A 14,961-nucleotide genomic window follows, 5' to 3' on the forward strand; every position below is an offset into this window, starting at 1 on the left:
GCCAGAGCCAGAGCCAGAACGAAAACTGGCAGAGTATTCGACTTACTCAGAGATTCGATCTGCGGAATTCGAGGTACCTAACCTTGAAGACGTTCAGAAATTACTGAGTCAATTAGAGTCAACCAATGTCGTTGAAGAGCTAAACCTCGACGACTTAATGGATCAGAACACTCAGCAGATTGCTTTGCATTCGACAAATGTCGAGGTGGCGCCGGAAACTAACTTGGCTCCGCAGATGGAAATGGCTGCGCCAACCGCTGAGGTTGCGACGCCTGAGCCAGATATTGCAGAGCAGCAAGCTGAAGAAGAGATTCAAAGCTGGGATATTGAAGAGCCCCTTTTTGAAAATGTAGCCGAAACGGTTGCGGAAGCTGAGCCTCAAGTTTTCAGTGAACCTGTCTATCAGCCGAGTGTTGAAACCGTTGAAGAGACGGTTGCGGTTCAGGAAGACTTAGAAACGGTAGAGCAACAAGTTGAGCCAGAAACTCAAGCGGGTGGGGTGAATAACTTCACATCGTGGGAGAGCACGGTTCGCAGTGAAGATTTTCAAGTGCTCTACTTTGATGTTAATGGTGTGACTTTCGCAGTTCCATTGGATGAGCTGGGTGGCATACATCGCTTGGAAGAGTTGAGTCACCTAATTGGTCGTCCAGATTGGTATTTAGGCCTTCAATCTAATAGAGATAATCAATTAGATGTGGTCGATACCGCAAAATGGGTGATGTCTGAGAAGTTAACCAGTGACGAATACAAAGAAAACTATCAATATATAGTGATGTTGGGTGAGAGCATGTGGGGGCTGGCCAGTACAGAACTCAAAGGCACCGAGCTCCTAAATACAGATAAAGTACGCTGGCGAGAAATGGCAGGAAAACGTCCATGGCTCGCAGGTATGGTTAAAGAAAAAATGTGTGCTTTGATTCATGTTGAAGCATTGATCGCCATGCTAAATGCAGGGTTAGATGTAAAAGCATTAGGTTAGTAATAGTGAGCCGGTAACGGCGGCAAGAGGATTGAATATGTCTCAATTGAGTGAAGTTGAAGTAAGAAAAGATCAAACCAATGATGAAGTACTTCAATGGGTGACATTCCAACTTGAGGAAGAAACTTACGGCATCAATGTAATGCAGGTGCGTGAAGTTCTTCGTTATAGTGAGATTGCTCCAGTACCAGGTGCTCCAGACTACGTACTGGGTATTATTAACCTACGTGGTAACGTTGTAACAGTTATCGATACACGTTCACGTTTTGGTCTAATGCAAGGCGAAATCACAGACAACACACGTATCATCGTGATCGAATCTGAGCGTCAAGTCATTGGTATCCTTGTAGATAGCGTAGCGGAAGTGGTTTACCTTCGTTCTTCTGAAATCGATACAACACCAAGCGTGGGTACCGATGAAAGTGCTAAGTTCATCCAAGGCGTAAGCAACCGTGACGGTAAGCTTCTGATCTTGGTTGACCTGAACAAGCTACTTAGCGAAGACGAATGGGATGAGATGGCTCACCTATAATGTTTGAAGCGCTTCCTTTAACCCCAGCTGCACTGATTATTGGAGTTGGGTGTTTTACGCTATTTATTGTTGTGTTGTTGGGCAAAGTGAAAAGTGTCCTACAAAAACAACTCGACCACTCGCGCGCGCAAGTTCGTAGCCTGGAGAAAGAACTCCAAAAATCGAGCAAGCAGTTGCTAGAGGTTCGCTCTGTGGTGGTTGGCCTTGGCCAAAAAGTGACAGAGCAAGAGGATGTGATTAAGCATCTCAATGAGCGTATTGTTGAGTTAGAACACGCCGATACAGACGGCCGACTTTATACTCGAGCGACGAAAATGGTACAACTGGGTGCCGGCATCAACGAGCTAATCGAAGAGTGTGAGTTACCAAAAGCGGAAGCTGAGCTAATGATGTCTCTACAGAATAAGTTAGCGGGTAAAGAGAAGATCCCATCGCTTCGTAGTAACCCATCATCTTATGATGATCAGCCTAAGCCGCATGACCGCCGCAAGCCACCGCGTCGCTAAAAATTAAGTTAAGCGCGAAACCGCTATTTTAAAAAGAAGCTTAGGCTTCTTTTTTTGTGTCCAAAGTTTAGTGAAATTGCAAAATCTAAGTTATAGAACGCTATCTCTAAGTGTTTGTATCTTTGAGAGATTATGCTTTAAAGATAAAATGTGTAAATTTTGACACAGCGTTAACAGTTTCTTACTGAGTTTGTTCTTTCGCAAAGACCTAGTCCTGTTTTGTCACCATAATGGTGTGCTACTATACCCCTCTTATTATTGGACCCAAATTTCCTATGTTAGAAGTCTCAAATTTAACTGCTATTCGTGACGAAAGAGTTCTATTCGAATCTTTGTCTTTTCAACTTAAAGCCGGAGAACTGGTGCAAGTTGAAGGAAGGAATGGCACCGGCAAGACCACACTACTTAGGATTATTACGGGTTTAGGTGACCGAGATGAGGGGACGATTTCTTGGGATGGGCAGTCAATTGAGTCCAATCGAGACGCTTATCATCAAAATCTTTTGTTCCTTGGCCACCAAACAGGTGTTAAGCGCGAACTCAGTGCGTACGAAAACCTGAGCTTTTACCAAGCGATTCACAGTGGTAAAGCGACTAAAGAAGAACTTTATAGCGCACTTGCTCAAGTGGGCTTAGCTGGACGAGAAGACGTTCCGGCAGGGCAGTTGTCTGCGGGGCAACAGCGTCGTGTAGCACTCGCGCGTTTGTGGTTGAGCAAACAGATGCTGTGGATCTTAGACGAGCCATTAACGGCAATCGATAAGCAAGGTGTGAAAGTTCTCGAGAATTTGTTTTCACAGCATGCAGACAACGGCGGAATTGTGTTACTGACAACACACCAAGATATGTTCGCTGACAGCCCGAAACTAAGAAAAATCAAGCTGGGTGAATAATATGATCTCTTCAATGACTATGATTATCCGACGTGAGCTTCTTATCGCGTTTCGTCGCCAAGCGGATATTTTCAACCCTCTGTGGTTCTTTATTATTGTTATCACACTGTTCCCGCTGAGCATTGGCCCTGAGCCAAATCTGCTTGCGCGCATTTCTGCAGGCATTGTTTGGGTTGCAGCTCTGTTATCTGCTTTGCTTTCTTTAGAACGCCTATTTCGTGATGATTTTCAGGATGGAGCGCTTGAGCAGATGATGCTGATGCCCATCCCGTTGCAGTTGGTAGTATTGTCCAAGGTCATAGCACACTGGCTATTGACTGGTTTACCATTAATTTTAATCAGCCCGCTATTGGCTGTTTTGTTATCACTCGATTTTGATACATGGCTCTCAGTTGTGTTGACCTTGCTGGTAGGGACACCTGCATTGAGTTTTATTGGTGCTATCGGTGTGGCTTTAACTGTTGGGTTACAGAAGGGCGGTGTCCTTTTAAGTCTGCTCATCCTACCGCTCTATATCCCAATTTTGATATTTGCTACCTCAGCAATTGATGCTGCGGCACTAGGTGTTGCGTATAACGGACAATTAGCGGTGTTAGGTGCCATGTTAATGGGTGCAATGACGCTGACGCCATTTGCGATTAGTGCAGCGCTGCGTGTGAGCGTGAACTAAACAAACAAATTTGGTGTGAACTAATAGACACCGCAAGACTCTTAGAGTCGCCATACGGAAAGCAACCGTAAATAAATTATAATAACTATAGCTTTAACAGCTGTAAGTAATATGAGTAAAAGTGAGATTACAACATGTGGAAATGGCTCCATCCCTACGCCAAAGCGGAAACGTCTTATCAGCTTGCTGGTAAACTTCTGCCATGGTTCTCAGTTCTAGCACTATTGTGCCTATCCGTTGGTACCGTTTGGGGGCTTGCATTTGCGCCTTCAGATTATCAGCAAGGTGATAGCTTTAGAATTATCTACATTCACGTACCGTCAGCTATTTGGTCGATGGGTGTGTACATGTCAATGGCAATTGCCGCCTTTATTGGCCTTGTGTGGCAAGTAAGATTGTCAGACATGGCATCTCTGGCAATGGCGCCTATCGGTGCTGTGTTTACCTTTATTGCTCTGTTAACCGGTGCGGTATGGGGTAAGCCTATGTGGGGCGCATGGTGGGTATGGGATGCTCGTCTAACTTCTGAACTGATCTTACTATTTTTGTATTTGGGCGTTATCGCTCTGCACCACGCTTTTGATGATCAGAAAACAGCGGCAAAAGCAGCAGGCATTCTTGCTATTGTCGGTGTGATTAACTTACCTATTATTCACTTCTCGGTAGAGTGGTGGAACACACTACACCAAGGCGCAACAATCACTAAGTTCGATAAACCATCGATCTCAAGCGATATGTTGTGGCCACTGCTTCTTAATATTTTCGGTTTTGCCTTCTTCTTCGGCGCTGTGACTATGGTTCGTTTCCGTAACGAGATCATCAGCAAAGAAGGTCATCGTCCGTGGGTCCGCAAACTTGCGGCCGAAAAAGCGTAATCGGGTAGGTCATTATGTATTTTGAATCTCTCAGTGATTTCTTTGCGATGGGCGGTTACGCCTCTTACGTTTGGAGTGCATTTGGAATCACTTTTCTTGCGATGATCATCTTGCTGGTAGTCAGCGTTCGTCGTGGTAAGCAATTGCTCAATGAAGTACAAGCTAAAGTTGATCGCCAAGCGCGTATCGACGCAGCGAAAAAAATGGAGAACACTCTATGAACCCAAGGCGTAAAAAGAGACTGGGCATTGTCCTAGCTATTTTTATTGGTATTAGTGCGACTGTCGGCCTGATGGTTTACGCACTGAATCAAAACATGGATTTGTTCTACACACCAACGGAATTGGTTAACGGTAAAGACGGCCACAAGCCAGAAGTGGGCCAGCGCCTACGTATTGGTGGCATGGTTGTTGTGGGCTCTGTGAAGCGTGATAACGAATCACTGCGCGTGAGCTTCGACTTAGCGGATGTCGGTCCTAAAGTAACGATTCTGTATGATGGTATTCTTCCTGATCTTTTCCGTGAGGGACAAGGTATTGTTGCTCAGGGCGTATTGAAAAATGCGACGACAATTGAAGCGTTTGAAGTTCTTGCGAAGCACGATGAAGAGTACATGCCTTCTGAAGTTGCTGAAGCGATGAAAAAGACCCACGAGCCTTTGCAATACTCGACTGAACAAAAAGAAGGAAGTGCTCAATGATAGCCGAGATCGGCCACTTTGCCATGATCCTATCGCTAGGATTGGCATTGTTGCTGAGTGTGCTCCCCCTATATGGAGCAGCTCGCAATAACACTTTATTGATGAACAGTGCCCGCCCACTCTCATGGGGTATGTTCATCTTCCTAGCGATTTCGTTTTTTATTCTATGTTACGCGTTCTATACCAACGACTTTACTGTCCAGTATGTTGCGAGTAACTCGAACAGCCAGCTTCCTTGGTACTACCGTATTACGGCAGTTTGGGGTGCGCACGAAGGCTCACTGCTGCTTTGGGTATTAATCCAAGCAGGTTGGACAGTGGCGGTAGCGGTATTCAGCCGTGGTATGCCACAAGAGTCGGTAGCACGCGTTCTGGCGATTATGGGTCTAATTACTGTCGGCTTCTTGCTGTTCATCATTGTGACCTCTAACCCGTTCTTACGTACCTTGCCATTCTTCCCAGTTGACGGTCGTGACTTAAACCCGCTTCTTCAAGATCCAGGTTTGATCATCCACCCGCCAATGCTTTACATGGGTTATGTAGGTTTCTCGGTTGCATTCTCTTTTGCTATCGCATCTCTGATGAGCGGTCGCTTAGATACGGCATGGGCTCGTTGGTCTCGTCCTTGGACTATCGCGGCTTGGTTGTTCCTAACGCTAGGTATCGCACTAGGTTCTTGGTGGGCTTACTATGAGCTTGGCTGGGGTGGCTGGTGGTTCTGGGATCCAGTAGAAAACGCATCATTCATGCCTTGGCTTGCAGGTACTGCACTAATGCACTCTCTAGCAGTGACAGAGAAGCGCGGTACATTTAAAGCGTGGACTGTGTTACTGGCAATCTCTGCATTCTCATTGAGCTTGCTAGGTACCTTCTTGGTTCGTTCAGGTATCTTGGTATCGGTTCACGCCTTTGCTTCAGACCCTGCTCGCGGCATGTTCATCTTAGGCTTCCTAGTCTTTGTTATTGGCGGCTCTCTATTGCTGTTTGCTGTGAAAGGTGCAGCGGTACGAGTTCGTGGTAACTTCGATCTAGTGTCTCGTGAAAACTCATTACTTGCTAATAACGTGCTACTTATCGCAGCGCTTGTGGTTGTGCTGGTGGGTACGTTATTGCCACTAGTACATAAGCAAATCGGTCTTGGTTCAGTATCTATCGGTGCACCATTCTTCGATATGCTGTTCTTCTGGCTAATGATTCCATTCTCATTCCTACTAGGTATCGGTCCACTGATCCGTTGGAAGCGTGACAACTTGTCGAAGCTTGCTAAACCAATGATTGTGTCTGGTGTGCTGTCACTTGGTCTGAGTTGGTTGATGGTGAGCGTGCTTGCTGAATACTTCAGCGGTACAGCGTTTGCTGGTTGGGTGATGGCATTCTGGATCATCTTCATGCATGGCTTTGAATTGCATGAACGTGCGACGCACCGTCATAGCTTCTGGACTGGTTTAACTAAGATTCAGCGCAGTCACTGGGCGATGATGTTGGGTCACCTTGGCCTAGCCGTTACCGTTATAGGTATCGCTATGGTGCAAAACTACAGCATCGAGCGTGATGTACGTTTGGCTCCAGGTGAGTACTACCAACTTGAAGAGTACGATTTCTACTTTGTTGGTGTTCGTGACAAAGATGGTCCGAACTACGATGGCTACATCGCTGATTTTGAGATCACGAAAGACGGTAAGTACATCAATACTCTGCATGCAGAGAAGCGTTTCTACACCACAGCTAAGTCTATGATGACGGAAGCAGCGATTGATCGCGGTGTTACTCGTGACCTTTACATTGCGATGGGTGAACGCCTTGATGACAACAAATCTTGGGCTGTGCGTGTTTACTACAAACCATTCGTACGTTGGATCTGGGCAGGTTCTTTGATCATGTCGATCGGTGGTGCTATTGCGATCAGTGACCGTCGTTACCGTTTCCGCAAGCCAACGAAAAAGACAGCCGAAAAGCAGGAGGCTTAATGAATAAGAAGATACTTTTCATTCCATTGATTGCTTTTATGGCATTGGCTGTCATTTTTGCAACTCAGTTGGTACGCAATCAGTCGGGCGATGACCCGACTAAGCTTGAATCAGTATTGATTGGTAAAGAAGTGCCTGAGTTCCGCCTAGAAGATCTAGCGGAGCCGGGTAAGCTCTACGATCAAGCTGTATTTAAAGGCGAGCCTCTGCTGTTGAACGTTTGGGCAACGTGGTGCCCAACGTGTTATGCAGAACACTCGTACTTAAACAAGCTGGCTGCGCAAGGCGTTAAGATTATTGGTCTGAACTACAAAGATGACCGAAACAAGGCTGTGGGATGGCTTAACGAGTTGGGTAACCCTTACCTAATCAGCCTGTTTGACGGCAACGGCATGCTAGGCCTAGATCTCGGTGTATACGGTGCACCAGAGACTTTCCTTATCGATGCTAACGGTGTTGTTCGTTACCGCCATGTTGGTGATGTGAACCCGACAAACTGGGCATCAACGCTTGAGCCTATGTATCAAGACTTGTTGGAGGAAGCAAAATGATTAAACACGCACTGATTGCGCTGTTAGCGACTTTTGCTATCTCTCTGACAGCAACGGCTTCGATTGAAATTCATGAGTTTGATAACTTGCAACAAGAGCAGCAGTTCAAAACTTTGAGCAGCACGCTGCGTTGCCCTAAATGTCAAAACAACACTATTGGTGACTCGAATGCCGAATTGGCCGTCGACCTTCGCCAGAAAGTGTATGAGATGACGAAAGAGGGCAAGTCTGAGCAAGAGATCATTGATTACATGATCGCTCGTTATGGCAACTTTGTAACTTACAACCCGCCACTGACGTTCGCGACAGCGATTTTGTGGGTAGGTCCATTTGCCGTTGTGGTGTTCGGCTTTGCTCTTATTGTTCTTCGAAGCAGAAAGTCTAAGGCAAAAGCTACAGAGACAAATGATGATTGGAATGCGGACAAAGAAGCACGTTTAAAAGCGTTACTCGATGAAGAGAACGACGGAGACAAGAAGTAATGACTCTATTTTGGATTTCTACAATTATCCTATCATTAGCTGCTGTCGTGTTGATTGTGCTGCCGTTTGTGAACAAGAAAGCCAACAACGACGAAGTGCTTCGCGATGAGCTCAATAAAGCATTCTATAAAGATCGTCTTGATGAGCTGGAAGTTGAAGCAGAAGAAGGTTTAGTTGATGACCAGCAAGAGCTGATCGCTGACCTAAAACAGTCTCTGTTGGATGATGTTCCTGCTGAGAAGCAAGCTAAGAAAACGCAGATCTCAAGCGTGGCTGTAGTTGTGCCTTCAGTCATCATCACTTTGGTGCTCAGCTATGGTATGTACTTCAAGTTTGGTGCGATGGACGACGTTCAGCACTGGCAACAAGTGAGTGCAAACTTACCTGAGCTATCGAAAAAGCTGATGTCTGCGGAAGGCGGTGCGCTGACTGATGACGAATTGGAAGATCTGACTCTTGCACTTCGTACTCGTCTGCATTATCAACCACAAGACTCAACGGGCTGGTTGCTGCTTGGCCGTATCGCTCTAGCAAACCGCGATGCACAAACTGCGATTGATGCTATGGAACGAGCCTACAAGCTTGAGCCGAATAATGAAGATGTTCAACTTGGTTTTGCGCAAGCGTTAATGCTATCTCCGGATGAAGCGGAACAGAACCAAGCCCGTCTACTACTAAGCCGATTGGTTCAGAAAGACTATGTTGATTTGCGCGTTTTCTCACTGTTGGCGTTTGATGCGTTTGAGCGTCAAGATTACCCATCAGCAGTGAAGTACTGGAGCATTATGCAGCAGATGATTGGTCCTCAGGACAGCCGTTATGAAATGCTTTCTCGCAGTATCGAAAGTGCTCAGAAAAAAATGGGCAACTTGATGGGCGTAGCAGAAGGTAAGAGTGTGGCTGTGACGCTTGAGCTTGGTGAGCAAGTGAATGCGGATCCGGATGCGGTTCTAATCGTATCTGTGCACCGTGCAGATGGCTCTCCAATGCCGGTTGCTGCCGCTCGTTACCCGCTAGGTGCATTCCCACGTACTGTTGTGCTTGATGATGGCAATAGCATGATGGAAGGTATCAAACTCTCTAGCCTTGAAACTCTGATGGTTCGCGCTAGGCTTGATACAGATGGCAACGTTGCAACTCGCGAAGGCGATTGGTACGGTGAAAGTGAAGTGGTAGAGCTAGGTTCTCCAGTAACACTGAGCATTGATCAGCAGTATTAATAAGCGAATTGCACAAGCGTGGCTATTCCGATTTCTTGAGAAACGTTATAGACTTACGCAAACAATTGAGGCCAGCGATTGCTGGCCTTTTTTATTATTGTAATTCCTTATGGAAAAGGTGATATGTCTATCAACGCATTAAGACTTTCTGGTTTGTTACTTGCTGCAAGCGTTACGGTTGGCTGTTCAAGCGTGCCTGACGAAGACGTCGCGAGCACCAATGATCAACAGACGAGTGAGTATGAAGTTGAACCTCATCCCAATGACCCCTTTGAAGGGTTCAACCGTGCGATGTGGGATATTAACTACGAGTACTTAGACCCTTACCTTGTGCGTCCAGTCTCTCTTGCTTACGTAAACTACACTCCTGTACCAGTGCGTACCGGCATCTCGAACTTTTTAGCTAACTTGGACGAACCCGCAAGCATGGTCAATAACTTGATTATGGGTAACGGGGAGAAGGCACTCGACCACTTTAACCGTTTCTGGATTAACTCCACCTTTGGTTTAGTCGGTTTAATTGATATTGCGAGTGAAGCCGGTATCACTAAATATGACGATAAGTCTTTCTCTGATGCTATCGGTCACTATGGGGTAGGGAACGGCCCTTACTTTATGGTTCCAGGTTATGGTCCTGTTACCACTCGTGAAGTCACAGAGCAGGTCGATGGCCTGTACTTACCACTTTCACTACTTAACTTCTGGGCAGGTTTAGGTAAGTGGGCATTAGAAGGCATGGAATCACGTGCTCAGCTTGTATCACAAGAAGCGTTACTTGACGACTCACCGGATCCATATGCTCTGACCCGCGATATCTATATCCAGCGTCGTGATTTTAAGGCAGAAATCGAGCCGGAAGAGGTCGACCTAGAAGAAGAAGATTTGATTGACGGTTACTTAGAAGATTTCTAATTAGACCTCAATTTTCAATCTGATATAAAAAAGCTCGGTAAGTGCCGAGCTTTTTTGATCTTGCTTTGTATTTGAATAGCTTAGAAGCGGTAGTTGGCTTGAACACCTACGAGCCAAATGCTGCCAGATACTTCGCCTTCGAAACTGCCACCAAACATATCAGCGCCACCAAAGCCAGGATCACTCTCATGCATCTTAGCATCTTTCGCTAGGATGTAAGTGAAACCAGCATCAAGAGTTAATTGTTCAGACCATTGATAGCCAGCACCAATACTCAACCAAGTACGATCTGTTTCTGGGATTGTCGCTGTACGGTGCTCTTCGCTTACTGCTGACGTGTCGTAAGCAATACCAGAGCGTAGAGCCAGTTTTGGGGTCATTTGGTAAGTCGTACCGATCGCAAATCGGTAGTTGTCTTCCCAGTTTTCTTCTTTGATTAAGTCTGACGGCTCACCTGGGAAGTCTGCTACTAGTTCTTTGAAGCTACTCCAGTCAGTCCAGTTGACGCTAGCGTGAACGGCAACTTTGTCTGTTAGTTGATGGAAAGAAGCGATTTCAGCTGTCGCTGGTAATGCTAGATCCATAGAGCCAGGTTTATGCGCATTTGGGTTTGCCATGTTGAAAGCAAAGCCTTTTGCGTGACCTTCAAGGGTCAGATCAACTTCAGATTTGTAGGTAAAGCCTAGGCGGTGATTTTCATTGATCTGCCATGCCGTACCCACTTGCCAGCCCCACGCAGTATCATCACCTTCCATATACTTAAGTGTTGTGCCCACAGGCAAAGTACCAGTAGCTGTTGCACCAAAGCTACCTTCCGCCATTACGTAACGAATACCACCACCCACAGATACGTTTTCTAGAACTTGGTAAGCCGCATTTAAGTTTAGCTCCATGCTGATCACGCTTGCTTCGTTGCCGTGGTTAGCGCCGGCAAAGTCAGTGCCTAGGTCAGTTTCCATACCGTAGTTGGTGCCTGCAGCGAAGCCGATTGCTAACTTTTCTGAATACTGGTGAGATACGTAAAAGTTAGGAATCACAGCGCTGTGAGCGAAGTCTTCGCTATTTGCTGGAGTATTTGCACCAGATGTACCTTCGATATCAATGTTTGGATCAACATAGATCGCACCAACAGACACTTGTGTACCTTCTAGGTATGTCAGCATTGCAGGGTTACGCCATTGTGCGCCAGCGTTGTCCGCCATTGCTGCTTCACCAGCGTACGCACGACCAAGGCCAGTCGCTGAGTATTCTGCAAGTTGGAAGCCTGCAGCGTGTGTAATGCTTGATGTAGAAAGTAAACCAACTGCCACTGCAGCAGATAGGAGAGTCTTATTCATTTTCATTATTATGTTCGCTGAATCATAAGTATTAAGGTCAGTGATTTTACTTTTAGAGCTATTACTTTAAAAATGAAATTCGAATAAAACACTGTTTTAGGTATTAAATGATTAAAAACTGGTTGATGGCAGTTAAAAAAACTGAATGTTTCGAGGGTGTTACGAATTTTGAGCGTACACTTGTAGTGATATATGCCCTTTAGAGGCTACAACTGTAAGCTTAACTGAGAGAGGAGTGTTGCGTTTGTGCAATATAAAAAAGGGCCGCGAATAGCGACCCTTTGATGTTTTTAAGCTTAGTTTTGATTAGAAGCTGCGGCTGTATTGTAGACCGAATAGTAATGCGTCCGCGTGAGTAGTAGCTGTTAATGGACCTGCAGAATTTTCAGTCACCTCAACATCGTCACCCATTAGGTAAGTAAAGCCGAAGTCTACATTAGAGGCTGTATCAATGTGGTAAGTAAAACCAGCAGAGAACCATTGACGATCAGAATCTGGAACCGAAATAGAAGTTACATTATCCTGAGCGCTTGTATCGTACATGTAACCTGCACGAAGGGTCCAGTCGCGGTTTAGGTAGTAAGTACCACCAATAGCGTAGTGCCAGCCATCCTGCCACGCATACTCTTTGTCATAACTACCGTTTACACCACCAATCGGAGATGTTGCTAGATCTAAGTTTCTGAATTCAATTTGATCGAAGTCACCCCAACCAATCCACTGAACGGAGTAGTGCACGGCAAACTTTGTGTCTTCAATTTTGTGGTAACCAGAAAACTCAAGCATATCTGGTAAAGGCAGGGTGATTTCCTGTCCTTTATCATCTTCAGCTGTAAATTCTGGGCTATATGTATAGGCCAAGCCGAAACGGTTGTTCTCATCTAATTCGAATACCGTACCTAAGTTGAAGCCAACAGCCCAACCATCGGCCTTGTCAACGTTTAACAAGTACACTGAGCCTTGACTACCCGGTGCAGAGCGTTTCATCGTACCTTCACCGTAGATCAAATCTAAGCCCGCACCGAAGCTCCATTGCTCGTTCAGGCGATAAGAACCAGCAAGACCAAAGTTGATACTCATAACATCAGTCAAGCCACCGTAAACTTCTGCTGGGTAATCATCTGCAAACTCGGTTTTTGTGCCGAAGTTGGTATAAGCGTTAACACCCCATGCAAACTTATCGTTCACTGGAACAATAAGATGGATGTTTGGAGCAACTGATGTATCACCAACATCGTCAACATCAGGAATATCGCTACCAGCATAGTTGGCATCTTTCACTTCAATCATTGATGTGATGGTTTCAAAACCAAGAGAAAGTTCAGTTTTGTCAAATAGCGCCATTGCTGCTGGGTTACGAGCCATTACAGAAGCGTTATCTGCGATTACTGCATCACCCGCAAATGCACGACCAAGACCAGTCGCAGATTGTGCGTTAAGTTGGAAACCGGCTGCCATTGCTTGTGAAGAGGCGAGTGTAATTGTCGTAATTGTTACTGCTAAAAGAGACTTTTTAAACAGACGCGTGTTGTTTGTCATTTATTAATTCCTTTATGTATCCGCCTCTACAGGGCGATTTATTTGAGCTTTTGCTCAATGGGGGCTGATCCTAAGCGTTAGTATAGAGTATACAAATCCGACCATTGGGAAATTTGAGCATAAAATTACGGAAATGACGCCTATCTGACAGGAAAATGGTACGAAACGCTGTTTTTTAGAGTTTTAACTCTAGTGTTATGTTTTTTATGAATGGTTTGGATTTTATTTATAAAACAAAGCCCAGCAATATCAGTGATATAGTGCTGGGCTCAGTGTTTATGGGCGTTTGAGTAGCAGATTAGCCCATAGGTTTAATCATTTTAGTTAGCTTTTCGGCAATTTTATCGACATCTTCACCTTCCATGCCGACGAGAATCAAACTGCTTTCGTCAATCGGTGTGATGGAACCTGACATTCCATCTTCTTCAAAGTTGATGTTTTCGTCTGAAGGGATACCGGTTAAGAACAGAGTTACCTTGCCTTTTTCACCTTGAAATACCATATGCATCGCATTCGACTTACCAAAACCACAATGGTTGAGGTAATAAACATGGTACGGGAAGGTATCATCAAACTGATACGCAAACGGGTTCATTTTTGTGTTGATCTGATCAGACGATACATTCTCGTCTAACACGTCAACAAATGGCTTTTCAGTCACCACATGTTTTAGAGCGGTGTCTGCTAAGCTCGCTTGCGCTGGGGAGACTAAAGCGTTCCCCCAATTAATCTGACCAACCAGCAACCCGGCTACAAACGCAACCGAAGCGGCCATCGCCATCGCACGTCGAGCAAAAGTCGGTTTCACCACTTTGCTCTCCTCAGTCGAGGTTTGATTGAATAGAATGCGATCGGCAAGATCGTCAGGCACATCCACGTTCATGGCTGAATGAATTTGCTTATCCAGAGCAAGCACATCATCCAAGAATTTACTGTTCGCCTCACTATTTGCAGCAGCATCCATGATGTCTTGATTTCTCTGTTTCGGTTCCGACAATATACGACGACGGAATTCTAAATCATCCATTATGTTGCCCCCTTTCTGACTCTTCGGAATCCAGCATCTCTTTCAGCTGATTTCGAGCTCTAAATAATCGTGTCATTACCGTGTTTTTGTTTAGATCGAGGATCTCTGCGATCTCTTCACCACTAAACCCACCAATCACTTGTAGAAAGAGTGGTTCTCGGTAATCGACTTCCAATTTCATGATCTGAGCTTGTAGCCATTGATGCTGATGATGCGGATCGTCACTGACTTTAGCATCATTGCCATGGTCATCAATATCAACCAGATCAAACTGTTTACGTTCAAAACGTCGAGCATTCTCGCGACGCAAAATCGTGATCAACCATGACTTTGCTGCCTTCTCATCCTGCAGGCTATCGAGTGATTTCCACGCCCTTAAGCAGGTTTCTTGCACCAAATCTTCCGCAATGCTTTTGTCTTTGCATAACCAATAGGCATAGCGAAATAGGTCACGATGATACGCTCGCACGAGTGCTTCGTATTTTCTTTGTTTGTCCATATCAGAGTTGACCGGACGCTTGGCTGTTTTCTTTCCAAACATTTTTATTATCGACACATGAGCCTCCATACTTGCTCTGTGGATAGAGTGTTTTTATTCGTTGTGCTTTGTTTTCTAAGTTGTTGTTAGCCGGAAAGCGTAAAATCACATTAAAATTGATCTACTTCAAAATCTAAGACTTCGAACAGGCTATAGTACATCTTGTCGTCTAGTTAGTCCTTGTGGCTAACATGTTGAGCAAGACGACACTTCCTTTTGAAGGCTGACTT

The 14,961-nt window shown here is 45.4% G+C and carries 17 protein-coding genes; 13 read left to right on the forward strand and 4 right to left on the reverse strand.

Features of this window, described 5'->3' with window-relative positions; translation table 11 throughout:
* The 13 genes from KI655_RS13305 to KI655_RS13365 all read left to right on the forward strand — a co-directional run.
* Positions 1–982, forward strand: a 982-nt coding sequence (locus KI655_RS13305) for a chemotaxis protein CheW (RefSeq protein WP_285405728.1), incomplete at its 5' end; no start/stop codon positions are given.
* 37 nt (positions 983–1,019) lie between these two features.
* Positions 1,020–1,514, forward strand: a complete 495-nt coding sequence (locus KI655_RS13310) for a chemotaxis protein CheW (RefSeq protein WP_032549641.1) — start codon at positions 1,020–1,022, stop codon at positions 1,512–1,514.
* On the forward strand, positions 1,514–2,020 hold the full coding sequence (locus KI655_RS13315; RefSeq protein ID WP_285405731.1) for a DUF2802 domain-containing protein: 507 nt from the start codon (positions 1,514–1,516) through the stop codon (positions 2,018–2,020). Before KI655_RS13310 ends, KI655_RS13315 begins: the two co-directional genes overlap by 1 nt.
* A gap of 275 nt (positions 2,021–2,295) precedes the next feature.
* Positions 2,296–2,913 carry a cytochrome c biogenesis heme-transporting ATPase CcmA gene (ccmA, locus tag KI655_RS13320; RefSeq protein ID WP_285405733.1) on the forward strand — a complete coding sequence of 206 codons (618 nt, stop codon included), beginning with the start codon at positions 2,296–2,298 and terminating at the stop codon, positions 2,911–2,913.
* Position 2,914: 1 nt separating this feature from the next.
* Entirely contained in the window at positions 2,915–3,583 is a 669-nt protein-coding gene (gene ccmB, locus KI655_RS13325) for a heme exporter protein CcmB (protein WP_285405735.1), read from the forward strand.
* A 134-nt stretch (positions 3,584–3,717) separates the two neighbouring features.
* The gene (locus KI655_RS13330) at positions 3,718–4,458 is read left to right on the forward strand and encodes a heme ABC transporter permease (RefSeq protein ID WP_285405737.1); all 741 of its coding nucleotides are present in this window, start codon (positions 3,718–3,720) and stop codon (positions 4,456–4,458) included.
* A gap of 14 nt (positions 4,459–4,472) precedes the next feature.
* Positions 4,473–4,679, forward strand: a complete 207-nt coding sequence (gene ccmD, locus KI655_RS13335; RefSeq protein ID WP_032549636.1) for a heme exporter protein CcmD — start codon at positions 4,473–4,475, stop codon at positions 4,677–4,679.
* Positions 4,676–5,158, forward strand: a complete 483-nt coding sequence (ccmE, locus tag KI655_RS13340) for a cytochrome c maturation protein CcmE (RefSeq protein ID WP_285405740.1) — start codon at positions 4,676–4,678, stop codon at positions 5,156–5,158. The genes ccmD and ccmE overlap by 4 nt, the downstream gene beginning before the upstream one ends.
* Entirely contained in the window at positions 5,155–7,125 is a 1,971-nt protein-coding gene (locus KI655_RS13345) for a heme lyase CcmF/NrfE family subunit (RefSeq protein ID WP_285405742.1), read from the forward strand. Before ccmE ends, KI655_RS13345 begins: the two co-directional genes overlap by 4 nt.
* Positions 7,125–7,676: a DsbE family thiol:disulfide interchange protein gene (locus tag KI655_RS13350; protein WP_285405744.1), complete on the forward strand. Its 552-nt coding sequence runs from the start codon at positions 7,125–7,127 to the stop codon at positions 7,674–7,676. Before KI655_RS13345 ends, KI655_RS13350 begins: the two co-directional genes overlap by 1 nt.
* Positions 7,673–8,158: a cytochrome c-type biogenesis protein gene (locus KI655_RS13355; RefSeq protein WP_285405746.1), complete on the forward strand. Its 486-nt coding sequence runs from the start codon at positions 7,673–7,675 to the stop codon at positions 8,156–8,158. Before KI655_RS13350 ends, KI655_RS13355 begins: the two co-directional genes overlap by 4 nt.
* Positions 8,158–9,378 (forward strand): c-type cytochrome biogenesis protein CcmI, encoded by a 1,221-nt coding sequence (ccmI, locus tag KI655_RS13360; RefSeq protein WP_285405748.1) that lies wholly within the window; start codon positions 8,158–8,160, stop codon positions 9,376–9,378. The genes KI655_RS13355 and ccmI overlap by 1 nt, the downstream gene beginning before the upstream one ends.
* A 123-nt stretch (positions 9,379–9,501) precedes the next feature.
* Positions 9,502–10,290: a VacJ family lipoprotein gene (locus tag KI655_RS13365; RefSeq protein WP_285405750.1), complete on the forward strand. Its 789-nt coding sequence runs from the start codon at positions 9,502–9,504 to the stop codon at positions 10,288–10,290.
* 80 nt (positions 10,291–10,370) lie between these two features.
* Here the strand turns inward: KI655_RS13365 and KI655_RS13370 are convergent, their stop codons facing one another.
* The 4 genes from KI655_RS13370 to KI655_RS13385 all read right to left on the reverse strand — a co-directional run bounded on the left by KI655_RS13370 (position 10,371) and on the right by KI655_RS13385 (position 14,734).
* The gene (locus KI655_RS13370; RefSeq protein ID WP_285405752.1) at positions 10,371–11,633 is read right to left on the reverse strand and encodes an outer membrane protein transport protein; all 1,263 of its coding nucleotides are present in this window, start codon (positions 11,631–11,633) and stop codon (positions 10,371–10,373) included.
* A 300-nt stretch (positions 11,634–11,933) separates the two neighbouring features.
* A complete protein-coding gene (locus KI655_RS13375) occupies positions 11,934–13,166 on the reverse strand; it encodes an outer membrane protein transport protein (RefSeq protein WP_285405754.1) in 1,233 nt (410 codons plus the stop codon).
* A 298-nt stretch (positions 13,167–13,464) separates the two neighbouring features.
* Entirely contained in the window at positions 13,465–14,193 is a 729-nt protein-coding gene (locus KI655_RS13380; protein ID WP_285405757.1) for a DUF3379 domain-containing protein, read from the reverse strand.
* Positions 14,186–14,734 (reverse strand): sigma-70 family RNA polymerase sigma factor, encoded by a 549-nt coding sequence (locus tag KI655_RS13385; RefSeq protein WP_285405922.1) that lies wholly within the window; start codon positions 14,732–14,734, stop codon positions 14,186–14,188. The genes KI655_RS13380 and KI655_RS13385 overlap by 8 nt, the downstream gene beginning before the upstream one ends.
* Positions 14,735–14,961 lie beyond the last annotated feature (227 nt).

This window comes from Vibrio sp. D404a, from assembly GCF_030248535.1.
GTDB lineage: Bacteria > Pseudomonadota > Gammaproteobacteria > Enterobacterales > Vibrionaceae > Vibrio.